Genomic DNA, 24,828 nt, shown 5'->3' with positions numbered 1-24,828 from the left:
CAGCAGGGCCGGATACTGATTCACCTCACGCACCGATTAATGGCGGGGCGCCGGGCTGACGGTCCAGGGGCAGTCATGTGACAGGCTGCAGATTCCTGCGACAGACCAAGCAGGTGACACCGGAATATATTGCGCAGTAGGAGATCAAGTACAACTGAAATGCAGTTGCGGATCAGATAGGCGGAATTACCGCCGGTGTAAGTCCACCTTAGCACCTTCGACGTCCACTGCCAGCTTCAGCACGCGCCAGCCGATGCCGGGCGTGTTGGCCGCCGTGAAGGATTCGATCAGGGCAAGTATTTCCGCGGCTTCGGCTTCGCCGTTGGCGAGCACAAGCACGGTGGGCCCGGCACCTGAAACCACTGCTGCGTGGCCTGCACTGCGCAGTGCCCTGATGAGAGCGGCGCTGGGGCGCATGGCCTCGGCCCGGTAGCTCTGGTGGAGGTAGTCCTCGGTACCGGCGAGCAGGAACTCCGGCTTCCGTGTCAGCGCGTGGATGAGCAGCGCAGCCCGGCCGGAGTTCATCGCCGCGGCGTGGTGGCCTACGGATGCCGGTAGCAGTGCGCGGGCCGCTTCGGTGGACAGTTCAAAGTCCGGAACTGCCACGATGGGGATGACCGAACCAACAACGGTGGCGCATGTGCTCCTGTACTGCTCACTGTCCTGCCATGACAGCGCCAATCCGCCGAAAATCGCCGGTGCGACGTTGTCCGGGTGGCCTTCCATTTCGCTGGTGAGCTGCAGGATCCAGTCCCGCCCGCGCTGCCCCGCCGTCGGCACCATGGCGTTGGCGGCTGAAACTGCGGCCACCACGGCCGAGGCTGACGACCCCAGGCCACGCCCGTGCGGATTGACGTTCGTCGCCGTAATTTTCAGCCCGCCGTGCCGGAAACCAAGCCGTGAGAAAGCCGCCTCCATGGCCCGCACCACAAGGTGGCTGGCGTCGCGCGGCAGGCTCTCCGCCCCCTCGCCGCTGAGTTCGAACAGGAGCTCATCGGTTTCAAGGCTTTCCACCGTCAGGGTGTCGTGCAGTGCCAGGGCGAGGCCCAGGCTGTCATATCCCGGCCCGAGGTTGGCGCTGGTGGCCGGGACCCTGACGGTGACGCGCTGTCCTGCCTCAATAAGGGGCAGGACAACGGTGGTGGGCGTGGTGGTTTCCAAGGTTACTTTTCTTCCAGTCCCAGTTCAGCTGCAACAGTGACGACGTCGTTGGAGACCTTGACGGGCTGCACTTCGCTGCCGTCCTCCGTGCGCAGGGCCCACTGGGGGTCCTTGAGGCCGTGGCCTGTCACGGTGATCACGATGATTTTTCCGGAAGGAACTTCCCCTGCGGCGTGCTTCTTCAGCAGGCCTGCCACACCCGCGGCGGAACCTGGTTCGACAAAAACGCCTTCGCGGGCCGACAGCCAGCGGTGGGCGTCGAGGATCTGCTCGTCGGTCACGGCGTCGATGAAGCCGCCGGACTCGTCACGTGCGGCAATGGCGCCGTCCCAGGATGCAGGGTTGCCGATCCGGATGGCAGTAGCGATGGTGTCCGGTTCCGTGATGGGGTGCCCGGCCACGAACGGGGCAGCACCGGCGGCCTGGAAGCCCCACATCTGCGGCGTTTTGGTGGACACGGCGGGAAGGGTTCCGGCCGTCGCGGACTCAAACGGTGCCGCGTACTCCTTGTAGCCCTTCCAGTACGCCGTGATGTTGCCGGCATTGCCCACCGGGAGGACATGGATGTCCGGGGCGTCGCCCAGGGAGTCCACGATCTCGAACGCACCGGTCTTCTGGCCCTGGATGCGGGCGGGGTTCACGGAGTTCACCAGGAACACCGGGTAGGACTCCCCCAGCTTCCGGGCGATGTCCAGGCAGTTGTCGAAGTTGCCGTCCACCTGGAGCAGCGTGGCACCGTGCGCGATGGCCTGGCTCAGCTTGCCCATGGAGATCTTGCCCTCGGGCACCAGCACGGCGCACTTCAGGCCGGCTGCGGTGGCGTAGGCGGCTGCCGAGGCCGAGGTGTTTCCGGTGGAGGCGCAGACAACGGCCTTGGCACCGGATTCCACGGCTGCGGTCATGGCCATGGTCATGCCGCGGTCCTTGAACGAGCCCGTGGGGTTCATCCCCTCGACCTTCAGGTACACGGTGGAACCCGTCAGCTCGGAGAGCTTCTGTGCGTGGACCAGCGGGGTGCCGCCCTCGCCCAGGGTGATCACCCGGGTGGATTCCGTCACGGGCAGACGGTCAGCGTATTCGCGGATAACGCCGCGCCATTGGTGAGCCACTTAGACTCCTTCTACCCGCAGAACGGATGTAACTGAATTGATGACGTCCAGGCCTTTCACGGCCTCGACGGTGGCTGCGAGGGCAGCCTCTGATGCACGGTGCGTGACGATCCGCAGTTCCGCCGACTCCACGTTGGATTCAGCGTCCCGGTGGATGGTCTGCCGCATGGTTTCGATGGACACGCCGTGCTCCGCAAAAAGCTGGGCGATCCTGGCGAGCACGCCGGGCTGGTCGGCGACGTCGAGGCCGATGTAGTAGCTGGTCGTGGCTGCGGCGATGGGCAGTGCCGGCACGTGGCCGGTGGTGGTCTCTGTCCGCTGCGGTCCGCCCAGGACCAGGCGGCGGGCCGCCGAAACGAGGTCGCCCAGGACGGCGGACGCCGTTGGCGTCCCGCCTGCGCCCTGTCCATAGAACATCAGTTCGCCGGCGTTTTCGGCCTCGATGAACACCGCGTTGAAGGCGCCGCGGACGGCAGCCAGCGGGTGCTCACGCGGCAGCAGCGTGGGGTGCACCCGCACCGAAACGCCTTCGCCGCCGTCGGCATCCGTGAGCTTTTCAGCGATGGCCAGCAGCTTGATGACGAGGCCGGCGTCCTTGGCCGCTGCGATGTCGGCGGCCGTGACGGACGTGATGCCCTCGCAGTGGACGTTTTCCAGCGCGAACCGGGTGTGGAAGGACAGCGTGGCCAGGATCGCGGCCTTCGCTGCGGCGTCGTGGCCTTCGACGTCGGCGGTGGGGTCCGCTTCCGCGTAACCGAGGCGCTGGGCTTCGGCCAGGGCGTCGGCGAACTGCGCGCCGGTGGAATCCATCTGGTCCAGGATGAAGTTGGTGGTGCCGTTGACGATGCCCAGGACGCGGGTGATCCGGTCGCCGGACAGACTGTCGCGGATGGGCCGCAGGATGGGGATGGCGCCGGCCACGGCGGCCTCGTAGGACAGCTGCACACCGGCCTTGTCAGCCTCTTCGTAGAGGGTGGGTCCGTCCTGCGCCAGCAGGGCCTTGTTGCCGGTCACCACACAGGCGCCGTTCCGCAGCGCAGAGAGGATCAGCGTGCGCGCCGGCTCGATGCCGCCCATCAGCTCGATCACCAGGTCGGCGTCCTTGACGAGGGTTTCGGCGTCGGTGGTGAACAGTTCCTGCGGAAGCTCCACGTCACGCTTGGCGTTCACGTTGCGCACGGCGATGCCGCTGAGCTGCAGGCGTGCACCGGTGCGGGCGGCCAGGGCGTCGGCGTCCTCGATGAGAATCCGCGCAACCTGGGCCCCAACGTTGCCACAGCCCAGGAGGGCTACTTTCAGGGTTCGCAATTCAGTCATTCAGACTCCCATGTCGCGGTTGAGCAGATCTTCTTCGGTTTCCCCGCGGACAATCAGCCGGGCAGATCCGTCGCGCACCGCGACAACGCCCGGCCGGGCCAGATAGTTGTAGTTGCTCGAGAGGGCCCAGCAGTAGGCGCCGGTTCCCGGTACAGCAAGCAGATCACCGGCTGCCACGTCCTCGGGCAGATATACATCTCTAACAACTATGTCGCCGCTCTCGCAATGTTTGCCCACCACGCGGGACAGCTGCGGAGCCGCGCCCGAGGTGCGCGAGGCGAGAATGGCGGAATAATCCGCGTCGTAGAGCACCGGGCGGGCGTTGTCGCTCATCCCGCCGTCAACTGACACATAGCGCCGCGGGTGCGTAACGTTTTCCGGCTGCGTTCCGGCTGTTTCGGCTGTTCCGGCGGCGGGTGCGTCAACACGCACGGTCTTCAGGGTGCCCACCTCGTACAGCGTGAACGTGGTGCTGCCCACGATTGCGCGGCCCGGTTCAATGGAAATCCGGGGGGACTTGATGCCCAGGTCCGCGCAGGTGGAACGCACGACGGCGGCCATCGCCTGCGCGATCTCGGCCGCGGGGCGGGGCGTGTCCACCGGGGTGTAGGCGATGCCGTAGCCGCCGCCCAGGTCCAGTTCGGGCATCACGATGGAGTATTTTTCCTGCATGGCGGCAAGGAAGCGGAGGAGCTTCTCGGCGGCCAGCGCGAAGCCGTCCGGCTCGAAGATCTGGGAACCGATGTGGCAGTGCAGCCCGAGCAGGTCGATGCTGGCGTGGCTCGTGGCCGCGGCCACGGCCTCTTCGGCCGCTGACAGCCCGGCCTGCTCGGTGGTGTCCTCCGCCATGGAGAGGCCGAACTTCTGGTCCTCGTGGGCGGTGGCGATGAACTCGTGGGTATGGGCGTGCACGCCCGGGGTCAGCCGCAGCATGACCTTGGCCTGCTCGCCGCGGCCGGACGCAATTTTGGCCACCCGGTCCAGCTCATCGAGGCTGTCCACCACAATGCGGCCGAGGCCCATGTCGAGGGCACGGTTGATCTCCGCGTCCGACTTGTTGTTGCCGTGCAGGGCTACGCGTGCACCCTCGATGCCGGCGCGTGCGGCTACGGCGAGTTCACCGCCGGAGGCAGTGTCAAGGCGCAGGCCTTCTTCCTCCACCCACTTCACCACCGCGGTGCAGAGGAACGACTTACCGGCGTAGTAGACGTCCACTCCGCCGCAGATATCAGCGAAGGCTTCATCGAAGGAGTCCTTGAAGGACCGTGCCCTGGCGCGGAAATCGGCCTCGTCCATGACGAACAGCGGTGTGCCGAACTGTTCCTTGAGCGCGCTGACTGTGATGCCGTCAGCTGCCAGCTCGCCGGCGTCGTTCCTTTGCACGCCCTGGGCCCACATCGGTTCGTGGAGCGTGTTCAGGTCCGCGGGAACGGCGAGCCACTCGGGGGCCAACGGGGAACCCGCGGGGGCAAGGGCTGTGGTGCTCGGTGCTGCGTTCTGTGCTGACATGGGGCTCACATCCGTTCCGGAGCGGAGACGCCAAGGAGGTCCAGGCCGTTGGCCAGAACCTGGCTGGTGGCATCGTTGAGCCAGAGGCGGGTGCGGTTGACATCCGTCACGGCTTCGTCCCCCATGGGAGCGATGCGGCAGGCGTCATACCAGCGGTGGTAGGCGCCGGCAATGACTTCAAGGTGGCGTGCAATGCGGTGCGGCTCGCGCAGTTCGGCGGCCTTGGCCACGATGGAGGGGTAGCTGCCCAGGTAGGAGAGCAGTTCGTTTTCGGTGGCATGGTCCAGCAGCGAGGCCTCAAAGGCGCTGCGGTCCACACCGGCGGCCACGGCGTTGCGCGCCGCGCCGCGGGTACGCGCGTGGGCGTACTGGACGTAGAAAACGGGGTTCTCGTTGCTGTGCTTCTTGAGCAGGTCCGGATCCAGCGTCAGGGGAGAATCCGCCGGGAACCGGGCCAGCGAGTAGCGCACGGCGTCCTTGCCGAGCCAGTCGATAAGGTCCTTGAGCTCGATGATGTTGCCGGCACGCTTGGACAATTTGGCACCGTTGACGGAGACCAGCTGGCCGATGAGTACCTCGATGTTGACCTCGGGGTCGTCGCCCGCCGCGGCCGCGATTGCCTTGAGCCGGTTGATGTAGCCGTGGTGGTCCGCGCCAAGGAGGTAGATCTTCTCGGTGTAGCCGCGGTCCTTCTTGGAGAGGTAATAAGCGGCGTCGGCGGCGAAGTAGGTGGGCTCGCCGTTGGCCCGGATCATGACGCGGTCCTTGTCGTCGCCGAAGTCCGTGGTGCGCAGCCAGACCGCACCGCCGTCGTCGAACACGTGGCCCTGCTCGCGAAGGCGGGCAACGGCACTTCCGATCGCGCCGGCGTCGTGCAGTTCCTGCTCGGAGAAGAACACATCGAATTTGACGCCGAAATCCGCGAGCGTGTCCTGGATGTCCTTCATCTGGGCCTGGTAGGCCGCGGCGCGGATCACGGGAATCGCAGCGACCTCAGTGAGTTCACGGATGCCCGGGTGTTCGCTGAGCACCTCATGGCCAAGGTCCGCGATGTACTGGCCGGGGTAGCCGCCGTCGGGGACGGGCAGTCCGTGGAGCCGGTTGTACACCGACTGGGCGAAGGTGTTCATCTGCGTGCCGGCGTCGTTGATGTAGTACTCGGCGGTGACCTCGGCGCCGGATGCGCGCAGGACGCGGGCGATGGCGTCGCCGAGGGCAGCCCAGCGGGTGTGGCCGATATGCAGCGGGCCGGTGGGGTTCGCCGAAACAAACTCCATGTTGACCACGTGGCCGGCGAGCGCGGTGTTGGTGCCGTATTCCGGGCCGGCTTCCACGATGGCCTTTGCCAGGGCACCGGCCGCGGCAGCGTCAACCGTGATGTTCAGGAAGCCGGGACCGGCGATTTCCACGGCCGAGACGCCGTCGATGGTCTTCAGCCGGGCGCTCAGGATGGTGGCGAACTCGCGCGGATTGGTGCCGGCCTGCTTGGACAGCTGCAGGGCGATGTTGGTGGCCCAGTCGCCGTGGTCCCGGTTCTTCGGTCGCTCCACGCGCACGTCATCAGGAAGAGCTGATGCGGAAAGGCCGATTTCGCCGGCGGCGACGGCGTCTTTCAGGCAGGCGGATATGGCGAGGGAGAGTTCTTCGGGAGTCACCCCTCTAGCCTACCGGCGCCCGCGACGTGGAGGAATTTGAACTCCGCAGGGTGACCTCGTCGCCTTCGCCGGAAGCATCATGGTACACAGCGGCCTCGAGGCTGGTTCACAGGGTGAACCATTACGCTGAATCCGACGTTGAGTACACCGTAAGCACCCAGCCCACGAAACGAGCCCCGTTATGAGACCGTCAGTCCGCAAGAGTGTTTTCGCCGGAATCGCCGGCCTGTCCCTCGCCGGAACAGTCGCCGGCTGCGCGCCGACGGCGACACAGGGGGCCACCGCGCCCTCGGCCGACAACAGCTCCGCAGGCGCCACCGCGCCGTCCGGCACCTCGTCATCGCTCGCCGGCAGCGGTTCCGTCTACCAGGACGGGACGTACAGCGCCGATGGCACGTACGTCTCCCCGAACGGCACCGAAACCGTGGGAGTGGAGCTGACGCTCGCCGCCGGGACGGTCACGGCCGTCAACATCACCCAGCACCCCTCCAACCCGAACACCCGCAAGTTCCAGGGCGAGTTCGCCGGCGGGATCGCGTCGCAAGTGGTGGGCAAGAACATTGACGAGCTGAAGGTGTCCAAGGTTGCCGGCTCCTCCCTGACCAGCGGCGGGTTCAACCAGGCCGTGGAAAAGATCAAGTCGGAGGCCCAGTAGGCCGTGCCGCAGCCCGACTGGGAGGAGTTCCGCTTCGACGGGATCGGCACCCGTTGGGAAATCACCACGCCCCGGCCGCTTCCGGCCGGAGTCCGCGCACGGCTTCTCGCCGTGGTGGAAGCGTACGACGGCGAGTGGTCACGGTTCCGTCCGGATTCAGCCGTCAGTGCCATGGCCCGCCAGCCGGGGCGGCATGAGTTTCCCGCGGAGGCCGCGGCGCTTGGCGGGCTGTACCGGTCGCTGTACGACCTCTCAGCAGGGGCGATGACTCCGCTGATCGGCGGCAGCCTTGAGCGGTTGGGCTACGACGCCACCTACTCGCTGCGGCCTTCGGGCTCCCCCACGGCGCCACCCCGTTGGGAGGACGCCCTGGATTGGGACGGCACGGTCCTCACCAACCATGTGCCCGTGGTCCTGGATATCGGCGCCGCCGGGAAGGGCCAGCTGGTGGATCTCCTGGCCGCCGAACTGCGTGCACAGGGCCATGGGAACTTCCTCATCGATGCCAGCGGAGACCTGTTGTATCGCGGTCCGGACGTCATCACCGTCGCCCTGGAGCACCCGTACGATCCCACCAAGGCCATCGGCACGGTTGCGGTTTCCGGGGGCGCCTTATGTGCTTCTGCCTCCAACCGCCGGGTGTGGGGCGACGGCCTGAACCATGTCCTCGACGGCACCACAGGCCTGCCCGTCACCACAGCCGTGGCCACCTGGACCGTGGCGGACAGCACCATGCTGGCTGACGCACTGGCAACGGCGTTGTTCTTCGTCCCCGGCGCCGATCTGGAGAACCATTTCGATTTTTCCTGGCTGACAGTATTTTCGGATGGAAGTGCCGCCTACTCGGCCGGATTTGAAGGGACACTGTTCACATGAGCCCCGTTGATACCCCCACGGCTGTTTCACCTGCCGGCCGGCTGGATACCGTGCTGGGCAAGTACACGATGTACCGGCTGATCCTGCTGGTGCTCGCGGCCCTTGCCGTGTACAGCCTCCTGCTTAACGCCCTGGGCTGGCTGACCTTCGGCATCCCCCAGATGCTGGTGCACCTGGCCTTGTGCCTCGGCCTGACTTATGCGTCCAACCGGGCCCTGGCCGCGCTTTTCCAGGTGCGGCCGCATTCAGAGTCGTCGCTGATCACCGGTCTGCTGCTGTACTTCCTTTTCTGGCCATCGTTTGTGCCCATGGATGTGGCGGGTGTGGCCCTGGCCTGTGTGCTGGCTTCTGCCTCCAAATACGCGCTCGCCTGGCGGGGCCGGCACATCTTCAACCCGGCCGTCACCGGGGCATTCGTGACCGGGCTGACGGGCCTGAACGTCGCCACCTGGTGGGCGGCGACCCCTGCCATGCTGTGGCTCCTGGTACCCGGCATCCTGCTGGTGCTGTACCGCACCAGGAAGTTCCTGATGGCGGCTGTGTTCCTGGTGGTGGCCACCTCGATTGTTACCTCGGAACTGCTGCAGGCGGGGGTGACATTGGGCGGGGCCCTCTGGCAGGCCCTGGCGCAGCGGCCGCTGCTCTTTTTCGTCGGCTTTATGCTGACCGAGCCGCTGACGCTGCCGCCGCGCCGCTGGCAGCAGCTCGCGCTTGCCGCCGTTGTTGGTGTGGTGTTTGCTGTGCCTTACAACTTCGGGTTCATTGCCAACTCCCCCGAGCTGGCCCTGCTGGTCGGCAACCTGCTGGCGTTTGTGGTGGGCCAGCGGGGCGGCCTGAAGCTGACGTTCACCGGCTCGCGGGCGTTGACGCCAAGCACCACCGAGTTCGCTTTTGAACCGTCCCGCCCGGTCCGCTTCATTCCGGGGCAGTACATGGAGCTGGACCTGCCGCATGCCGCTTCGGACGGCAAAGGCCGGCGCCGGGTGTTTAGCCTGACCAGTGCCCCGGGCTCGGAGACAGTGACGTTCGGCGTGCGGACGTCCGAGCCGCTGTCGGCCGCCAAGAAAGTACTCCTGGCGCTGAAGCCCGGTGACCATGTGGCGGCGACATCCGTGGGCGGCGACTTTGTGCTGCCCCGCGACCCCCGTACCCCGGTGCTGCTTATCGCCGCCGGCATCGGCATCACGCCGTACCTCGCGCACCTGGCGTCAGGCGCCGGCAGGGACCGGGATGTCGTTCTGCTGCTCCTGGCACGCAACGCCGGGGAGATCGCCTACGCCCGGGAACTGGAAGCGTCCGGTGCACGGATCGTTGCCCGGCTCGCCGATGGTTCCACCCCGCCGTCGTTCATTGCGGACGCCGCGGCAGCGGTGGCGGCGGGAACTGTCCCGGGGTCCCGGCTGGACGGGCCATCGCTGAGGGCTCTTGTTCCGGATATTGCAGACCGCACCGTCTACGTCTCCGGGTCCCCCGCGAGCGTCGCCTCGCTGCGCCGTGCGGCCCGGAAGGCAGGTGCGCGCCGGGTGCATGCGGACTCGTTTTCCGGCTACTGAGGTTTCCGATTCGCGGGGATTCGGCACGCCGAGGAGGATCGCGAAGCCACGTTTTTCATTGCGGGCCACCTTCCTGCTAAGCTCTAGGACGTCCCGCCAGCATCGGCGGGATCCCTGAATTGCCCTCGTAGCTCAGGGGATAGAGCGTCTGCCTCCGGAGCAGAAGGTCGTAGGTTCGAATCCTATCGAGGGCACAGAGAAAAACCCCGTCACGTCAAGGAAGTGGCGGGGTTTTTGCTTGCCGGAAACTTCTCACTGAACGTCGATGACGCCCGTCCTGCCGAGGCCTTCGTGGTTCAGGATATGGCCTCCCGGAAACAGCCGGACCGCAGGCAGTACGGGAATCCCGAAGAGATCGCCCCCTCCCCGATTGAGTGCGCCTCCCCCGCATTGTCAGCGCCCCCTCGTAGTCTGAATTCACCGATCGAGGGGGTACGTCATTCAGTCGACAGACCAGCATTCGCCAGCCCAACATGCGCCGGCCCGGGATCATTCGAAGGGCCGCTGCTTCATCATCCCGCCTTACATATTGCGGCGGCTGGCGCGCCAGGATGCGCCGGAGTTTTCCGTTGCCGCGCGGGCGGCCAAGGAAGCACTGAGCCATGTGCGGTCGTTCCAATCCGCCCGGACGGCGCCAGGGCCAGTTGTTCCACCGGGACTGCGTGACGTCCAGCCCGGCCCGCCCGTCCGGAGCATTTACGATGCCGGCGGCTCCGAGACCTTGCCCGGAAAGCTGGTGCGCAAGGAAGGTGACCCGGAATCGGGCGATGTGGCCGCAGATGAGGCCTACGTCGGCCTGGGACACACGCACCGTCTGTTCGCCGACATCTTCGGCCGCAACTCGATAGACGGCGCCGGGCTCCCCCTTGATGCGACCGTGCACTTCGGAAAGCTCTACGACAATGCCTTCTGGGACGGCCGGCAGATGGTCTTCGGCGACGGCGACGGCCAGGTCTTCGAACGGTTTACCCGTTCGCTGAGCGTTATCGGCCACGAGCTCACCCACGGAGTCACCCAGTTCTCGGCGGGGCTGGCCTACCGGAACCAGGCCGGGGCCCTCAACGAGTCCATGTCAGACGTCTTTGGCGCCCTCGTTGAGCAGTACGTAAAGAAGCAGCCGGTCAGCAAGGCGAGTTGGCTCATCGGCGAGGGACTGTTCACGCCACAGGTCCAGGGTTCAGCCCTGCGGTCCATGAAGGCGCCCGGCACTGCGTACGACGACGACGTGCTGGGTAAGGATCCCCAGCCTGACTCGATGGACTCCTATGTGCGAACCAGTGCCGACAACGGCGGCGTCCACATCAACTCCGGCATCCCCAACCGGGCTTTCTACCTCACGGCGGAGTCCCTGGGCGGCAACGCCTGGGAAGCGCCGGGCCGGATCTGGTACGAGACCCTCACCGGCGGTTCATTGCCAGCCACCGCCACCTTCCGCGTTTTTGCGCGGGCGACGGCGGCGGCAGCGGTGGAGCTGTTCGGCTCCGGTTCAACCGAGCATGACGCCGTCCGGAAGGCGTGGGAAACTGTAAAGGTCAAGGTCTAAAGCCAACGCTTGGCTGCCGGTCGGCCGGCCGCCAAGCTGCAGGAAAGCCCAGGAACCGCGCGATGAAAATAAGTGTGGAGCGCACCGGCGGGATCGCTGCGCTGACACGGGTGTGGACGGTTACGGCCGACACCGCACGCGCCAGGAACCAGTGGCAGCCGATCGTCGAGGCATGCCCCTGGGACGCGGTACCCAAGACGGTCCGGGCAGCAGCAGCGGCAGTGGAGGGCAGCCAGCCGGACAGGTTCTTCTACGCCATCCGGGCAGGGCAGCGGCGCGCGGCCCTGCCCGAGCAGAGTGTCACCGGACCGTGGAGGGTGCTCGTCGACAGCACACGGGCCGCTTCCGAAGACTCCGGCTAAACCGCAGCTTCCAGTTGGCCGCGGAAGGCCCGGCGGTAGGATTGAGGGCTCGTGTCAAGCACTTTGGCAAAGTGGTGCCGCAGGAGGACCGGATGACCGAAGCCGGATTCGCGGGCTACCTCGTCAATGTTCAGGTCTGTGGATTCCAAAAGCTCCTGGGCCCGCAGGACCCGTTGTGAGTTCAGCCAGGCAGCAGGCGTTGCCCCCGTTTCGGAGCGGAACCTGCGGGCGAAGGTCCTGGCGGACATGTGTACCCGGTTGGCCAGGTCACCGACGCTGTGCTCCTGGTCCAGGTTCTGCACCATCCACCGAAGCAGCTCCTCCATGGGCGCCGACCCGCAGGCTGGCATTGGCCGGTCGATGAACTGCGCCTGGCCGCCGTCGCGGTGCGGCGGTACCACCATGTCACGGGCAATCGCCGCGGCAACATTCGCGCCCAGCTCGACCCGCACCAAGTGCAGGCAGGCATCAATCCCCGCAGCGGTGCCGGCGCTGGTGATCAGGTTGCCGTCCTGCACATAGAGCACATTCTCATCAACGTGCGCCGCCGGGTACCGGCTTGTCAGGTCCTGGGAGTAGCGCCAGTGAGTGGTGCAGCGGCGGTCGTCCAGAAGCCCGGCCCGGGCCAAAGCGAACGCCCCGGAACAGATGGACATCACCCAGGCCCCGCGGGCATCCGCGGCGCGCAGCGCCTGCATCACTGACTCAGGGACGTCCTCCTCGCGGCCGTAAGGTGTCATGATCACCAGGTCTGCATCGGCCGCCGCCTCCAAGCCGAGGCTCACGTTCATGGAGAGACCCGATTTCATCCTGACGTCTCCAGGCACGGGCGTGCACACCCGGAAGTCAAAGTCCGGAACACCGCTGCCGCGGCCGGACCTGTCAATGCCAAAGACCTCACACGCCGTGCCGAACTCGAAGATCGAAAAGTTTGGGACGACGATTACTGCCACCGATTTCAGCATGTCTCCATTATGGCAGAAATCTTCTCTTTTTGGGCATTTCTGCCACTGTTGATGGAACCGCAACGGGAGAACCATAGAGGCATGGAAATCTTCGGAATCGTCATGTTGCTCCTCATCCTCATCGTTCTCGCAGCGACCGTCTCGGCCCTCCTGCGCGACGGCCGCGGCCACACCCCTCCCGTCACCTCCGACCAGGCGTGGTCCGCGCTGGACCTGCCCAGCACCAACTACACGCTGCGCATCTTCTGAACGGCAGAAATCACCGAGCGCACCAATATCTCAACTGACAAGGACCCGGTTCCGAAGAACCGGGTCCTTTACTGTGCGCCCCGAGTTGGAGAGCAGGCTGCCGAGAGCCGGAATCAAGCCCTGCCCCAGTAGACTGGCAGCAGCCATGACATTTCATATCTCCTACCCTGCCGAGCTGCCCGTTTCCGAGCGCCGCGAGGACCTGATGGCTGCCATTGCAGCGAACCAGGTGACCATCATCGCCGGCGAGACCGGCTCCGGCAAGACCACCCAGATCCCCAAAATGTGCCTCGAACTGGGCCTGGGCGATGACGGCCTGATCGGCCACACCCAGCCGCGGCGGCTTGCAGCCCGCACGGTCGCGGAACGTATCGCTGAGGAACTCGGGGTGGAGATCGGCCAGGAAGTCGGCTTCCAGGTGCGGTTCACCGGCGAAGTCAGCCGCGCCACCAAGGTCAAGCTGATGACGGACGGCATCCTGCTGGCCGAGATCCAGCGCGACAAGCTGCTGCGCAAATACAACGCCATCATCATTGACGAAGCACACGAGCGCAGCCTGAACATCGACTTCATCCTCGGCTACCTCAAGCGCATCCTGCCTCAGCGCCCGGACCTGAAGATCATCATCACCTCGGCCACGATCGATCCGGAACGTTTCGCCAAGCACTTCGGCTCCGAGGAGGAGCCCTCCCCCATCGTTGAGGTTTCCGGGCGCACGTTCCCGGTGGAGATCCGGTACCGGCCGCTGTCCCAGCCGGCGGGCGGGGCTGCAACCGGTGATGATGAAGACAACTCCTCCGATGACGAACTCGAGGAGGACCGCGATCCCCTGGACGCCGTCTGCGACGCCGTGGACGAACTGGCCGACGAAGCGCCCGGTGACATCCTGGTCTTCTTCTCCGGCGAGCGCGAAATCCGGGACGCCGCCGACGCTCTCCAGGCCAGGATCCAGTCCAACCGCCGTTTGGCCGGGACAGAAGTCCTGCCGCTCTTCGCCCGGCTCAGCCTGCAGGAACAGCACAAGGTGTTCCACCCGGGCAGCAAGCGCCGCATTGTGCTGGCCACCAACGTTGCCGAGACGTCCCTGACCGTTCCGGGCATCAAATACGTCATCGATACCGGCACCGCGCGCATCTCGCGCTACTCGCACCGGACCAAGGTCCAGCGGCTGCCCATTGAGCGGGTGTCACAGGCTTCCGCCAACCAGAGGTCAGGGCGGTGCGGCCGCGTCTCGGACGGCATCGCCATCCGGTTGTACTCGGAAGAGGACTTCGAGTCCCGGCCGCTCTTTACGGACCCGGAGATCCTGCGCACCAACCTGGCCGCCGTCATCCTGCAGATGACCGCCATGGGTGTGGCCCGGGGGCCAAAGGACGTCGAAAGCTTCCCGTTTGTGGAGCCGCCGGACTCACGGGCAATCAACGACGGCGTCACGCTCCTGCGCGAGCTCGGTGCCTTGAGTGCCGTCCGACCGGGCGATGCCAAAAGCGGCGGGCTGACCGCCGTCGGGCAGCAGCTTGCCCAACTGCCGGTCGATCCCCGGCTGGGCCGGATGATTGTGGAGGCGGGCCGACGCGGCTGTGTCCGCGAAGTGATGATCCTGGCCGCGGCCCTGACCATCCAGGACCCGCGCGAGCGCCCAACCGACAAGCAGCAGCTCGCCGCGGAGAAGCACGCCCGTTTCCGCGACGAAAACTCCGACTTCACCGGTTTCCTGAATCTGTGGAACTACATCCAGGAGAAGCAGCAGGAGCTCTCCTCCACCCAGTTCCGCCGGCTGTGCCGCAACGAGTTCATCAACTACCTCCGGGTCAGGGAATGGCAGGACCTGTTCGCGCAGCTCCGGCAGCTGGCACGTCCCCTGGGCATCAGCCTGGACAACAAACGGCTGGCCGATCCCGTGGGCAACAACGAAGGCATCCACATCAGCCTGCTCTCCGGACTGCTAAGCCACATCGGCATTCTTGATGACCGCAAGCGCGAGTACGCCGGCGCCCGCGGCAGCCGGTTCGCAATCTTCCCCGGCTCTGCGCTGTTCAAGAAGTCCCCCACGTTCGTGATGGCGGCCGAACTCGTGGAGACGAGCCGGCTGTGGGCCCGGGTGGCCGCCAAATTCGATCCCGTCTGGGCTGAACAGGTGGCGCCGGACCTCGTGAAGCGCAGCTACAGCGAGCCGCACTGGTCCACCAAGATGGGCGCGGTGATGGCGTATGAGAAGGTCACACTCTATGGCGTGCCCATCATTCCGCAGCGCCGGGTCAACTACAGCCGCGTGGATCCGGTACTGGCACGGGAGCTGTTTATCCGGCACGCCCTGGTGGAAGGCGACTGGAAAACCCACCACAAGTTTTTCCACCGCAACCGCGCCCTGCTCCTCGAAGTGGAAGAGCTCGAAGCGAGGATGCGCCGCCGCGACCTCATGGTGGACGACGAAACGCTGTTCGAGTTCTACGACGCCCGGATCGGCCCCGACGTGGTGTCCGAGCGGCACTTCGACAAATGGTGGAAGGACGCCCGGCAGAAGAACCCGGACCTCCTGGACTACGACAAGTCGCTGCTGCTCAATGATGAAGCCGACAACTTGGACGAGGCCGCCTACCCCAGGACGCTCCTGCACAAGGGCTTTGAGCTGCCGCTGACCTATGAGTTCCACCCGGTGGCGCCGGGCTCACCGCCCAACCCTTCCGACGGCGTGACGGCCGAAGTGCCGGTGCTTTTCCTCAACCAGCTGGACGACAAGGCCTTCCGTTGGCTGATCCCCGGCCAGCGGGTGGAACTGGTGACTGCGCTGATCAAATCCCTCCCCAAACAGATCCGCAAGAACTTTGTTCCGGCCCCGGACGTGGCCCGCCAGGCCGTGGCCGCACTCGAGGCTGACTTTGAGCCGGCGAGCGATGAGCTGGAAGCGTCGCTGGAACTGGCCCTGCGCCGGATCCGCGGCCAGGTCATCCCGCCGGGGTCCTGGAACTGGGATGCCGTTCCCTCCCATTTGCGGGTGAGCTTCAAAGTGGTGGACAGCAAAGGCAAGGTGCTGGACGAGGGCAAGGACCTCGCCGCCCTCCAGGAGCGCCTGGCGCCCGCAACGCGCCGCGCCATTGCCGAGTCCCTGGGGGCAACTCCCGGCACCACCGCGCCGCGGTCACCTGGAAAGTCCGGGTCCGGCAATGCGGGCGGGACGGCGCCCGCGGCCGGAACCTCAGCAGCCGGAGCGGGAAATGGCAGCCGTGCGGGCTTCAGGGAACAGAGCGGCCTGACCGAATGGAACTTCGGGGCCCTGCAGCGTCAGGTGAGCAACACGGTCAACGGCCACACCGTCACCGGCTATCCTGCCCTCGTGGATGAAGGAACGTCGGTTGCGCTGCGCGTGTTTCAGACGTCCTCGGAACAGCTTGCGGCCATGCGCGGCGGCGTCATCCGGCTCCTGGCCCTGCGGGTTCCCGCCCCGGACCGCTACGTGCTGGAGCACCTCAACAACACCGAAAAGCTCACCTTCAGCCAGAACCCGCACGGTTCAGTCTCGGCACTGATCGCCGACTGTGCGCTGGCCGCCGTGGACAAGCTGACCCCGGCGGAAGTCCCCTGGGACCGGCAGTCATTTGACGCCCTCTACGAGCAGGTCCGGGCGGAACTGATCGACACGGTGTTCAGCGTGACGGCGGTGGTGGAGCGCATCCTGGCCAGCACCCGGCGGATCGAAAAGCAGCTCAAGGGAACCACCAGCCTCGCGCTGATCAGTGCGCTCAACGACGTCAAAAGCCAGCTCGAACAGCTGGTGTTCCCGGGCTTCGTGGCCCGCACCGGCTTCGCCCAGCTGAGCCAGCTCCCCCGGTACCTCGCGGCCATCGAAAAACGCCTCGAACGCCTGCCCGGCAACGTCCAGCGGGATGCCCTGAACATGGCCGCCGTCCAGCGGCTGGAGGACGACTACGACGACGCCGTGTCGGCACTGCTGCCCGGCCGGCGGGTCGGTTCCGAGCTGACGCAGGTGCGATGGATGATCGAAGAGCTCCGGGTGAGCCTCTTCGCCGTCGAACTCGGGACCGCCTACTCCGTCTCCGAGAAGCGGATCAGGGCCGTCCTGAACAAGGCACTCGCACCGGCCTGACCCTTCGAGTCACGGGTCAGCCGGGCCGCTGCGGGCGTCCGCTTAACTCGCCGGAACAAACTCCGTGTAACCCGCGGCCCGGAGCCCTGCGCGCAGCTTCTCTGCGTTCGCGTCCAGCACTGCCGGGTCGGGGTTGTGGTCCGCCGAGGCGAAGTCGAAGTCGGCCATGCTCCGTGACGGCCACACATGGACGTGGAGGTGGTTGATCTCGTACCCGGCCACGATCAGGCCGGCCCGCTCGGCGGGGAAAATGTCCAGCTGGACGGCCCCGATCCGCCGGGCCACTTCCATCACCTTCGCGAGGGTTTCCGGTGAAGCATCGGTCCAGCGGTCCACCTCTTCGGTGGGTACCACCAGGGTGTGTCCGTCGGCCAGCGGGCCCGTGGTCAGGAACGCCGCGACGTCCGCCTCGCGCCACACGAAGCGTCCGGGGATCTCGCCGTTGATGATCTTGGTGAACAGGGTGCTCATGCGTCTGCCTCCTCGGCCGGGGCCTGCAGGGTGCTGGTGTCCAGCACAAAGCGGTATTTGACATCGCCCGCCACCATTCGGCGGTAGGCCTCATTCAGCTGGTCCGCGGACACCATTTCGATGTCTGCCATCAGATTGTGTTCTGCGCAGAAGTCCAGCATCTCCTGTGTTTCGGCAATGCCGCCGATCATCGAGCCGGAGTATGCCAGCCGCCGCCGCATCAACGACCTGGGGTTGACCGGAGGCATCGCCTCAGCGGGCAGCCCCAGCTGGAACAGCGCACCGTCCACTCGCAGGGTGCGGAAGTACGGGTTCAGGTCGTGCGGCGCGGCCACAGTGTCGATGATGAGGTCGATGCTGCGGTTGGCAGCGGCCATGGCGTCCTCGTCCCGGGACAGGATGACCTCGTCAGCGCCGAGTTCCAGGGCTGCCGGCACCTTGGCTTCGGAAGTGGTGAAGACCTTGACCGCGGCCCCCATGGCCTTGGCGAGCTTCACGGCCATGTGCCCGAGCCCGCCGAGGCCCACCACGCCCACCACGTCGCCTTCTTCGACGTCGAAATGGCGCAGCGGGGAGAAGGTGGTGACTCCGGCGCAGAGCAAAGGTGCGACGGCGGCCGGGTCAAGGTTCGCGGGCACCCGCACCACGTAGCGGCTGTCCACCACCACGGAGGACGAATAGCCGCCCTGGGTGATCGCGCCGCCGTTCCGCGAATCCTTGCCCCCATAGGTTCCGGTCATGCCGTTTTCGCAGTACTGCTCCAGGCCTTCCAGGCAGCTGTCGCATTCGCGGCAGGAGTCAACCATGCACCCCACGCCCACCCGGTCGCCGGGGGCGAAGTCCTCCACGGCTGAGCCCACCCGGTTGACGGTTCCGACGATTTCGTGGCCCGGCACCAACGGATAATTCTGGGCACCCCATTCACCGCGGGTGGCGTGCACGTCCGAATGGCACAGGCCGCAGAATTCGATGGCTATCTCCACGTCGTCCGCTTTAGGCGCGCGGCGGGCCAGCGTCAGGGGCACCAAACCGCTTTCCGCGGAGACGGCGCCGTACGCGGCCGCCATCAGGCCGGCGCCGGAATCGGGAACAGGAGTATCGGCGGGCAACACCGGGCGGGCAAGGGGCGGCGGTACGGGGCGTCCTGGGGTCATACCTGCGACGCTACCCCCGCAGGCCCGGGCTTTTCCACTTGGCGCGCGCCACGCCGGCCCGTCATGTTCCTGCGGGTGTGCCCGGAGCGCTTCCGGTGGCCACAGGAAGGTCGGGGTTGTTGGACCATTCTGAGAAGGAGCCGGGATACAGTGCGGCACGGAACCCTGCGATTTCCAGGGCCGCCACTTCGTGGGCGGCAGTCACGCCGGAACCGCAGTACACGGCCACCGGGACGTCGCCCCGAATGCCCAGATCCTCGAACCGTCGCCTCAGCTCCGCCGCCGGCAGGAAACGCCCGGACCCGTCCAGGTTCTCCGTCGTCGGGGCGGACAGGGCGCCTGGAATGTGCCCCGCGCGCGGGTCGACGGGTTCGAAATCGCCGCGGTACCTCTCTTCGGCCCGGGCATCCAGCAGGATGCCGGTGCCCGCCCAGCCCGCGGCTGCAGCCAGGTCAATGGCCGGCATGCCCACCCCGGTGAAGGAAACATCGCCCGGCACGGCGTCAACGGGTCCGGATTCCAGCGGCAGCCCGGCGCCCTGCCAGGCGGCCAGGCCGCCGTCGAGCAGGTGGACGTCCGGGAAGCCCGCACTGCGCAGCATCCACCAGGCGCGGGCCGCTGCCATGTTGCCGCTGTTGTCGTACGCCACCACAACGTCGCCGGCGTTGATTCCCCAGCGCCTGGCGGCGGCCTGGAATTCCGACGCCGGCGGTAAAGGATGCCGTCCGCGTGCCGGAGCTGCCGGTGCCGCAAGTTCCGTGGCAAGATCCACAAAAACAGCGCCGGGGAGGTGCCCCTCAAGGTAATGGTCCCGGCCATGCGGGTCCCCCAGAGCCCACCGGACGTCGAGCAGCACCGTGCGTTGGCCGGCTGCCAGTATCGCCTGCAGGGCCGGGACATCCATCAACGGGCCCATGGTGCTCCTTGGTTATTGTGCCTGGTTCAGCTGCTGCTCCAACTCTAGCTGCGGCGGGGCGCCCGGCAGGAAGGGCCGGGCGCCCCGCCCGCAGCTAGAGTGGTCCGGTGAAGAACGCACGCGCGGACCGGGCATGGGCTGATGAGGCCATCAGGAAAGTCAAAGCCGAAAGCAACCGGTCCGCTGATACCCACCTGTACTCAGTGCCGCTCCCTGAGCACTGGGGCGTCCAGCTCTACCTCAAGGACGAGTCCACGCACCGTTCGGGGAGCCTCAAGCACCGGCTGGCCCGCTCGCTGTTCCTCTTCGGCCTGGTCAATGGCTGGATCCGCGAAGGTACCACCATCGTGGAGGCATCAAGCGGCAGCACCGCGGTCTCGGAAGCCTACTTCGCCCAGCTCCTGGGCTTGCCGTTCGTCGCAGTCATGACCCGCACCACCAGCCCGGAGAAGATCGAACTGATCGAACAGTTCGGCGGCTCATGCCTGTTGGTTGAGCATGCCTCCGAAGTTTATGCCGCGGCGGCGGCAGCAGCGGCCACGTCCAACGGCCACTACATGGACCAGTTCACTTACGCCGAGCGGGCCACGGACTGGCGTGGCAACAACAACATCGCGGAGTCCATCTTTGGGCAGCTGGCCTTGGAGGACCACCCCATCCCCCGCTGGATCGTCGTGGGTGCCGGGACGGGCGGCACCAGTGCGACCATCGGGCGCTACCTGCGCTACCGCGGCCACTACACCCGCCTTGCGGTGGTGGACCCCGAGAATTCAGCGTTTTACCCCGGCTGGCTGAACGGTTCGGCTGGAGCCACCGGCCTGCCCTCACGCATCGAGGGCATCGGCCGCCCGCGGATGGAGCCGAGCTTTGTGCCCGCTGTCATCGACCACATGATCCAGGTTCCCGATGCCGCCTCCATCGCAGCCATGCGGCACCTGCACACCCTCGCCGGCCTGCACGCCGGGCCCTCCACCGGCACCAACCTGTGGGGTGTCTGGCAACTGGTGGCAGGCATGGTCGCCGAAGGAGAGCGCGGCAGCATCGTGTCGTTGATGTGCGACGGCGGCGACCGCTATGCGGGCAACTACTACAATCCCGAATGGCTCTCGAGCCAGGACCTGGACCCTCGGCCGCACGAAGACGTCATCCGCCGGTTTTTCGAGACCGGCAGCTGGAACGCGTAGCCGATCAGACCTCCACCGATTCCCGCGGGGAGAGGTGCGTGAACGTAGTGCCGTATTTTCCGCCCAGGCGGGCGACGTGCCCTTCCACCATTTTCAGGCCCGTCTCGTTCAGCAGCCCGTCGTGGATCTGGAAGGCACGCGGCGCCCGGACGCCGATCACGAAGTCCACCACTTCCCCCACCTTGTTCCACGGAGCGTGGATGGGGACCAGGAGGCTCTGGACGCTGAGGCCGTCCGGGATGATGAAGGAGTCCCCCGGGTGGTAGACGTTGCCATCCACGAGGTAGCCGATGTTTGCCACCATGGGAATCTGGGGATGGATCAGCGCGTGCTGGCCGCCGAAGCTGCGGACGTTGAAACCGGCGGCGTCAAACGTGGAGCCGGGCTCAACCGCGTGGATCCGGTCAGCTGCCTGCGGCTCTTCCTCCCGCAGGGTGGCAGCGACGCCGGCCGGGGCGAACACGGCCAGGCCGGCATCGGTTCCGAGTGCCCGGGTCATGGCCGGGACGTCCACGTGATCAGGGTGCTCATGGGTGATGAGCACGGCATGCGCTCCATCCAGGGCTTCGGCGGTCTCGGAAAATGTTCCCGGATCGAGCACCAGGACCTTTTCATCCTTTTCGAGCCGGACGCAGGCGTGGGTGTATTTTGTCAGCTTCATAGCGCCAGCCTAGGTTCCGGCTCCGGGACTTCCAAGGGGCCCGGCCGCGCGGCGCCGGCTGGTAATCTTGATGATTGCCATCGTCCCTCAGGGAAGCGAGTATCTCCATGCCGTTCGGCACCAAAGCTGACGCGACGCCGTCGAGCGCTTCCTCCGGCGCCGTTACCGGGGCCGGATCCAGCGCCGGCAAGGAGCAGCGCGTCACCAAGCAGCGCGTGGCCGTCAGCACCGCCCTGGACGATCTGGACGACTTCGTCAGCACCCAGGAGCTCTACCGCATCCTGCAGAACAAAGGCGTCTCGGTATCCCTGGCAACGGCCTACCGGATCCTGCAGTCCCTCGCCGACGACGGCCTGGTGGACGTGCTGCGCAACGGCGATGGGGAGGCCGTCTACCGCCGCTGCGCCGTGACCGGGCACCATCACCACCTGCTCTGCCGCAACTGCGGCAAGGCCGTGGAGGTCGAGGCCCCGGCGGTGGAAACCTGGGCGGCCAGGACCGCCGCCGAACACGGCTATACCGAGGTGGCGCACACCGTGGAAATCTTCGGGCTCTGCCCGGACTGCACAGCACTCCGGGCCGCCGGCAAACTCTGACGGCTTCGGCGCACCCGGCAATTTACAGCATCAGCGGGCGTGCACCAGCCGCCCGTTGATGCCCTTTTTCGCACGGGTGCCGCCGATCGCCCGGCACACCACGTAGATCAGGAATGACAGGGTGGTGACGTAGGGGCTGATCGGGATGCGCCCGCCCAGGGCAAGCAGGATTCCGCCCACCGTGGCGGTGACGGCAAAGATCACGCTGAGGACTACCAGGGCCACGGGCGAGGACGTCACGCGCAGGGCGGCCGCCGCCGGCGTGATGAGCAATGCCAGCACCAGCAGCGCACCCACCACCTGGATCGACAGCGCCACGCTCACACCCAGCAGCAGCATAAACACGATCGCCAGGGTCCGGACGGGCACGCCGCGGGCCTCGGCCAGTTCAGGATCCACGCTGGCGAAGTTCAGCGGCCGCCAGATGAGCACGAGCGCGGCGATGACCACCACGGCAGCGCCGGCGAGGACCTGCAGCTGGACCGTGTCCACGGAGACGATCTGTCCGGTCAGGAGGCCAAATTTGTTGGCGGCGCGGCCTTGGTAGAGGGACAGGAACAGGATGCCCAGGCCCAGTCCGAAGGGCATGATCACCCCGATGATGGAGTTCTTGTCCCGCGCCCGGACCCCCATCACACCCAGGAGGAACGCCGCCGCCACCGAACCGATCAGGGAGCCGAACACAATGTCGGCGCCGATCAGCAGCGCGAAGGCTGCGCCGGCGAAGGACAGTTCGGAGATGCCGTGGACGGCGAAAGCCAAGTCGCGCTTCATCACGAAGGTGCCCACCAGGCCGCCCAGGAGTCCCAGGACGGCACCGGCCCAAATGGAGTTCTGGACCAGGACCAGGAGTTCGCCATAGTTTTCGAAGCTGAAGATCGCTGCGATGATACTGTCCGCATCCATCAGGCCACCTCCCCCGCCGTTGCATGGACATCGGCGTGGTGGTGCGTGGTGGCGTCGGGCAGGCCGACGACGACGATGCGCCCGTTCGCGTGGATGACTTCGACGTGGCTGCCATAGAGTTCGGAGAGGACCTCCGTGGTCATGACTTCCTCCGGGGTTCCCACCATAAAGCGGCCGCCGGCGAGGTACAGCACCCGGTCAACGTAATCGATGACCGGGTTGATTTCATGGGTGACGAACACCACGGCGCTGTTCTGCTCATGGCACTGCGTGTTGATCAGGGCGCTGACGGCCTGCTGGTGGTGCAGGTCCAGGGACAACAGGGGTTCGTCGCACAGAAGGACCTTGGGGTCGGTGGCCAGAGCCTGGGCCACGCGGAGACGCTGCTGCTCGCCCCCGGAGAGCTGCCCTACCGGAACCTTGGCGTAGTCCGTGGCGCCCACCAGTTCGAGGAGTTCATCAATCCTGCGGTTGACCCGGGACATGCCCAGCCGCATGCCCCAGCGGTGCCCGTCCACCCCGAGCCCCACCAGGTCGCGGGCCCGCATGGGGGTGTCCGGAGCAAACGACTTCTGCTGCGGGATGTAGCCGATCAGGCTGCTCCCGCGTTCCACCGGCCGGTCGCCCAGGGTCGCGGTGCCGGATTGCAGGTCCTGCAGGCCCAGCAGGACCTTGAGGAAGCTGGTCTTCCCGCTGCCGTTCGGGCCCAGCACCGCGAAGAACTCGCCGGGCCTGATGTCCAGGTCGAGACCCTCCCAGAGCGTGCGTTTGCCGAACTGCAGGGACGCCCCGCGGAGGCTCACCACCGGTTTCAACTATTTTTCTCCAAAACTTTGCTGACGTTGTCCACATTGTCCGTCATCCACTGCAGGTACGTCTTGCCTTCGGGCAGGGTTTCGCTGAAGTCGAGCACCGGGACGCCCGCCGCTTCGGCTGCTTTCTTCAGCGCCTCCGTCTGCGGCCCCTCTGTCTGTTCGTTGTAGGCAAGGAACCTGATGTCCGCGGATCCTGCCAGTTCGGTGGCGGCCTTCAACACAGCCGGCGGCACGTCGGAGCCTTCCTCGATCGCGGCCGTGTAGTCCTCCGGTGTCCGGTTTTCCAGCCCGGCGGCTTCAAGGAGATACATCGGAACCGGTTCAGTCACGGCGACGGGTGCGCCGGCCGCCTTGGCCTTCAGCGCGGCGAGCCTGTCATTCAGTCCATCCACGCTTGATTTGAAGGCTGCGGCGTTGGCGGTGAACTGGGCGGCTGATCCGGGTTCCAGTTCACCCATTTTGGCTGCCAGGGAATCGGCCAGCTTGCCCATGGCATCCAGGCTGTACCAGACATGTTCGTTGAATGCGCCGTGCTGATGATCGTGCGTATCATCGGCGGCGGCCGACTCGGTGTGGCCTTCCTCCGGCGCCAGGCCGGCCACTTCCACGGCGGTCAGGATGTTGCCGTGCCCGATATTGCTGTCATCGGCCATCTTGTGGAGGAAGCCGTCGTAGCCCCCGCCGTTCTCGATCACCAGTTCCGCTTTGGAGACCGCCAACCGGTCCTGTGCTGTGGCCTCATAGGAATGCGGGTCCTGGCTCGTCTTGGTGATGATGGCCGTGACGTTGACCTTGTCACCGCCGATCACGCCGGCGATGTCCCCGTAAACGTCGGTGGACGCCACAACGTTGATGATCCCCGGTGAGTCATCAGTACCCGGAGACGCCGACGGCGTGCCGCCGGCTGTGCCGCACGCAGTCAGCAAAAGGCTGAAGCCCGCGAGGGCCGCGATGGATGTTCGGATGGCAGCGGGGTGGCGCACGGAAACCTCAGATCAAAGGGGATGGACTTTTTGCGACTCCCGAAATTCTAACGCTAAATGGGAATGATTCCTATTTAGATAAG

The 24,828-nt window shown here is 66.2% G+C and carries 22 protein-coding genes and 1 tRNA gene; 10 read left to right on the top strand and 13 right to left on the bottom strand.

Annotated features, from left to right (window positions below; all coding sequences use genetic code 11):
* Positions 1–186 precede the first annotated feature (186 nt).
* The 5 genes from thrB to argS are packed head-to-tail and all read right to left on the bottom strand — an operon-like array spanning position 187 to position 6,751.
* Positions 187–1,161, bottom strand: coding sequence for a homoserine kinase (gene thrB, locus IAQ70_RS12845; RefSeq protein WP_190989708.1), 975 nt, complete (start codon positions 1,159–1,161; stop codon positions 187–189).
* A gap of 2 nt (positions 1,162–1,163) precedes the next feature.
* Complete coding sequence (gene thrC, locus IAQ70_RS12840) at positions 1,164–2,270, bottom strand: threonine synthase (RefSeq protein ID WP_190989707.1); 1,107 nt, start codon at positions 2,268–2,270, stop codon at positions 1,164–1,166.
* A complete protein-coding gene (locus IAQ70_RS12835; RefSeq protein WP_190989706.1) occupies positions 2,271–3,587 on the bottom strand; it encodes a homoserine dehydrogenase in 1,317 nt (438 codons plus the stop codon). It abuts the gene before it with no gap.
* Positions 3,588–5,096, bottom strand: coding sequence for a diaminopimelate decarboxylase (lysA, locus tag IAQ70_RS12830; RefSeq protein WP_190989705.1), 1,509 nt, complete (start codon positions 5,094–5,096; stop codon positions 3,588–3,590). It abuts the gene before it with no gap.
* A 5-nt stretch (positions 5,097–5,101) separates the two neighbouring features.
* Positions 5,102–6,751: an arginine--tRNA ligase gene (gene argS / locus IAQ70_RS12825; protein WP_190989704.1), complete on the bottom strand. Its 1,650-nt coding sequence runs from the start codon at positions 6,749–6,751 to the stop codon at positions 5,102–5,104.
* Positions 6,752–6,932: 181 nt separating this feature from the next.
* Here argS and IAQ70_RS12820 point away from each other — a divergent pair, with 181 nt between their 5' ends.
* From IAQ70_RS12820 to IAQ70_RS12795, 6 genes are all read left to right on the top strand, one after another.
* Positions 6,933–7,406: an FMN-binding protein gene (locus IAQ70_RS12820; RefSeq protein WP_190989703.1), complete on the top strand. Its 474-nt coding sequence runs from the start codon at positions 6,933–6,935 to the stop codon at positions 7,404–7,406.
* A 3-nt stretch (positions 7,407–7,409) separates the two neighbouring features.
* Positions 7,410–8,282 carry an FAD:protein FMN transferase gene (locus IAQ70_RS12815; protein ID WP_190989702.1) on the top strand — a complete coding sequence of 291 codons (873 nt, stop codon included), beginning with the start codon at positions 7,410–7,412 and terminating at the stop codon, positions 8,280–8,282.
* A complete protein-coding gene (locus IAQ70_RS12810; RefSeq protein ID WP_190989701.1) occupies positions 8,279–9,835 on the top strand; it encodes a ferredoxin--NADP reductase in 1,557 nt (518 codons plus the stop codon). The genes IAQ70_RS12815 and IAQ70_RS12810 overlap by 4 nt, the downstream gene beginning before the upstream one ends.
* Before the next feature lie 121 nt (positions 9,836–9,956).
* Positions 9,957–10,029 (top strand) — tRNA-Arg (locus IAQ70_RS12805).
* Between the two features lie 317 nt (positions 10,030–10,346).
* Positions 10,347–11,378, top strand: coding sequence for a M4 family metallopeptidase (locus IAQ70_RS12800; protein WP_407682588.1), 1,032 nt, complete (start codon positions 10,347–10,349; stop codon positions 11,376–11,378).
* 62 nt (positions 11,379–11,440) lie between these two features.
* Positions 11,441–11,740, top strand: a complete 300-nt coding sequence (locus IAQ70_RS12795; RefSeq protein WP_190989700.1) for a protealysin inhibitor emfourin — start codon at positions 11,441–11,443, stop codon at positions 11,738–11,740.
* Here IAQ70_RS12795 and IAQ70_RS12790 read toward each other — a convergent pair.
* Complete coding sequence (locus IAQ70_RS12790; RefSeq protein WP_190989699.1) at positions 11,737–12,705, bottom strand: GlxA family transcriptional regulator; 969 nt, start codon at positions 12,703–12,705, stop codon at positions 11,737–11,739. The genes IAQ70_RS12795 and IAQ70_RS12790 overlap by 4 nt on opposite strands.
* 81 nt (positions 12,706–12,786) lie before the next feature.
* On the opposite strand from IAQ70_RS12790, the gene IAQ70_RS12785 reads away from it, so the two are divergent.
* Both IAQ70_RS12785 and hrpA read left to right on the top strand, forming a co-directional pair.
* Positions 12,787–12,954: a hypothetical protein gene (locus tag IAQ70_RS12785; RefSeq protein ID WP_190989698.1), complete on the top strand. Its 168-nt coding sequence runs from the start codon at positions 12,787–12,789 to the stop codon at positions 12,952–12,954.
* Between the two features lie 145 nt (positions 12,955–13,099).
* Positions 13,100–17,059 carry an ATP-dependent RNA helicase HrpA gene (hrpA, locus tag IAQ70_RS12780; protein ID WP_190989697.1) on the top strand — a complete coding sequence of 1,320 codons (3,960 nt, stop codon included), beginning with the start codon at positions 13,100–13,102 and terminating at the stop codon, positions 17,057–17,059.
* 42 nt (positions 17,060–17,101) lie between these two features.
* Here hrpA and IAQ70_RS12775 read toward each other — a convergent pair whose 3' ends face one another.
* From IAQ70_RS12775 to IAQ70_RS12765, 3 genes are all read right to left on the bottom strand, one after another.
* Positions 17,102–17,530, bottom strand: coding sequence for an HIT family protein (locus tag IAQ70_RS12775; RefSeq protein WP_190989696.1), 429 nt, complete (start codon positions 17,528–17,530; stop codon positions 17,102–17,104).
* Positions 17,527–18,684, bottom strand: a complete 1,158-nt coding sequence (locus IAQ70_RS12770; protein WP_317983654.1) for an NAD(P)-dependent alcohol dehydrogenase — start codon at positions 18,682–18,684, stop codon at positions 17,527–17,529. The genes IAQ70_RS12775 and IAQ70_RS12770 overlap by 4 nt, the downstream gene beginning before the upstream one ends.
* A 61-nt stretch (positions 18,685–18,745) precedes the next feature.
* Positions 18,746–19,600: a sulfurtransferase gene (locus IAQ70_RS12765; RefSeq protein ID WP_190989695.1), complete on the bottom strand. Its 855-nt coding sequence runs from the start codon at positions 19,598–19,600 to the stop codon at positions 18,746–18,748.
* Between the two features lie 107 nt (positions 19,601–19,707).
* On the opposite strand from IAQ70_RS12765, the gene IAQ70_RS12760 reads away from it, so the two are divergent.
* Positions 19,708–20,784 (top strand): PLP-dependent cysteine synthase family protein, encoded by a 1,077-nt coding sequence (locus tag IAQ70_RS12760; protein ID WP_190989694.1) that lies wholly within the window; start codon positions 19,708–19,710, stop codon positions 20,782–20,784.
* Between the two features lie 4 nt (positions 20,785–20,788).
* Here IAQ70_RS12760 and IAQ70_RS12755 read toward each other — a convergent pair whose 3' ends face one another.
* Positions 20,789–21,445: an MBL fold metallo-hydrolase gene (locus IAQ70_RS12755; RefSeq protein WP_190989693.1), complete on the bottom strand. Its 657-nt coding sequence runs from the start codon at positions 21,443–21,445 to the stop codon at positions 20,789–20,791.
* Positions 21,446–21,552: 107 nt separating this feature from the next.
* Between IAQ70_RS12755 and IAQ70_RS12750 the strand changes: the two genes are divergently transcribed.
* Positions 21,553–22,041 (top strand): Fur family transcriptional regulator, encoded by a 489-nt coding sequence (locus IAQ70_RS12750; protein ID WP_190989692.1) that lies wholly within the window; start codon positions 21,553–21,555, stop codon positions 22,039–22,041.
* A 30-nt stretch (positions 22,042–22,071) separates the two neighbouring features.
* Here the strand turns inward: IAQ70_RS12750 and IAQ70_RS12745 are convergent, their stop codons facing one another.
* From IAQ70_RS12745 to IAQ70_RS12735, 3 genes are read right to left on the bottom strand one after another with little or no spacing between them, the layout of a single operon-like run.
* Positions 22,072–22,947 (bottom strand): metal ABC transporter permease, encoded by an 876-nt coding sequence (locus IAQ70_RS12745; RefSeq protein ID WP_190989691.1) that lies wholly within the window; start codon positions 22,945–22,947, stop codon positions 22,072–22,074.
* A complete protein-coding gene (locus IAQ70_RS12740; protein ID WP_190989690.1) occupies positions 22,947–23,762 on the bottom strand; it encodes a metal ABC transporter ATP-binding protein in 816 nt (271 codons plus the stop codon). The genes IAQ70_RS12745 and IAQ70_RS12740 overlap by 1 nt, the downstream gene beginning before the upstream one ends.
* Positions 23,759–24,745: a metal ABC transporter solute-binding protein, Zn/Mn family gene (locus IAQ70_RS12735; RefSeq protein WP_190989689.1), complete on the bottom strand. Its 987-nt coding sequence runs from the start codon at positions 24,743–24,745 to the stop codon at positions 23,759–23,761. The genes IAQ70_RS12740 and IAQ70_RS12735 overlap by 4 nt, the downstream gene beginning before the upstream one ends.
* Positions 24,746–24,828: the final 83 nt, after the last annotated feature.

Origin of the sequence: Pseudarthrobacter sulfonivorans, from assembly GCF_014712225.1 — a bacterium.
In the GTDB taxonomy this organism is placed as follows: Bacteria; Actinomycetota; Actinomycetes; order Actinomycetales; family Micrococcaceae; genus Arthrobacter; species Arthrobacter sulfonivorans.
This window is presented reverse-complemented; position numbering and strand designations above follow the sequence as displayed.

Excerpts from the sequence above, each read along its gene's own strand:
- IAQ70_RS12785 (WP_190989698.1), top strand. The coding sequence starts at position 12,787 with ATGGAAATCTTCGGAATCGTCATGTTGCTCCTCATCCTCATCGTTCTC.
- IAQ70_RS12755 (WP_190989693.1), bottom strand. The coding sequence starts at position 21,445 with ATGAAGCTGACAAAATACACCCACGCCTGCGTCCGGCTCGAAAAGGAT.
- IAQ70_RS12790 (WP_190989699.1), bottom strand. The coding sequence starts at position 12,705 with ATGCTGAAATCGGTGGCAGTAATCGTCGTCCCAAACTTTTCGATCTTC.
- IAQ70_RS12795 (WP_190989700.1), top strand. The coding sequence starts at position 11,441 with ATGAAAATAAGTGTGGAGCGCACCGGCGGGATCGCTGCGCTGACACGG.
- IAQ70_RS12835 (WP_190989706.1), bottom strand. The coding sequence starts at position 3,587 with ATGACTGAATTGCGAACCCTGAAAGTAGCCCTCCTGGGCTGTGGCAAC.
- hrpA (WP_190989697.1), top strand. The coding sequence starts at position 13,100 with ATGACATTTCATATCTCCTACCCTGCCGAGCTGCCCGTTTCCGAGCGC.
- IAQ70_RS12810 (WP_190989701.1), top strand. The coding sequence starts at position 8,279 with ATGAGCCCCGTTGATACCCCCACGGCTGTTTCACCTGCCGGCCGGCTG.
- lysA (WP_190989705.1), bottom strand. The coding sequence starts at position 5,096 with ATGTCAGCACAGAACGCAGCACCGAGCACCACAGCCCTTGCCCCCGCG.
- IAQ70_RS12770 (WP_317983654.1), bottom strand. The coding sequence starts at position 18,684 with ATGACCCCAGGACGCCCCGTACCGCCGCCCCTTGCCCGCCCGGTGTTG.
- IAQ70_RS12750 (WP_190989692.1), top strand. The coding sequence starts at position 21,553 with ATGCCGTTCGGCACCAAAGCTGACGCGACGCCGTCGAGCGCTTCCTCC.
- IAQ70_RS12820 (WP_190989703.1), top strand. The coding sequence starts at position 6,933 with ATGAGACCGTCAGTCCGCAAGAGTGTTTTCGCCGGAATCGCCGGCCTG.
- IAQ70_RS12775 (WP_190989696.1), bottom strand. The coding sequence starts at position 17,530 with ATGAGCACCCTGTTCACCAAGATCATCAACGGCGAGATCCCCGGACGC.
- IAQ70_RS12765 (WP_190989695.1), bottom strand. The coding sequence starts at position 19,600 with ATGGGCCCGTTGATGGATGTCCCGGCCCTGCAGGCGATACTGGCAGCC.
- IAQ70_RS12745 (WP_190989691.1), bottom strand. The coding sequence starts at position 22,947 with ATGGATGCGGACAGTATCATCGCAGCGATCTTCAGCTTCGAAAACTAT.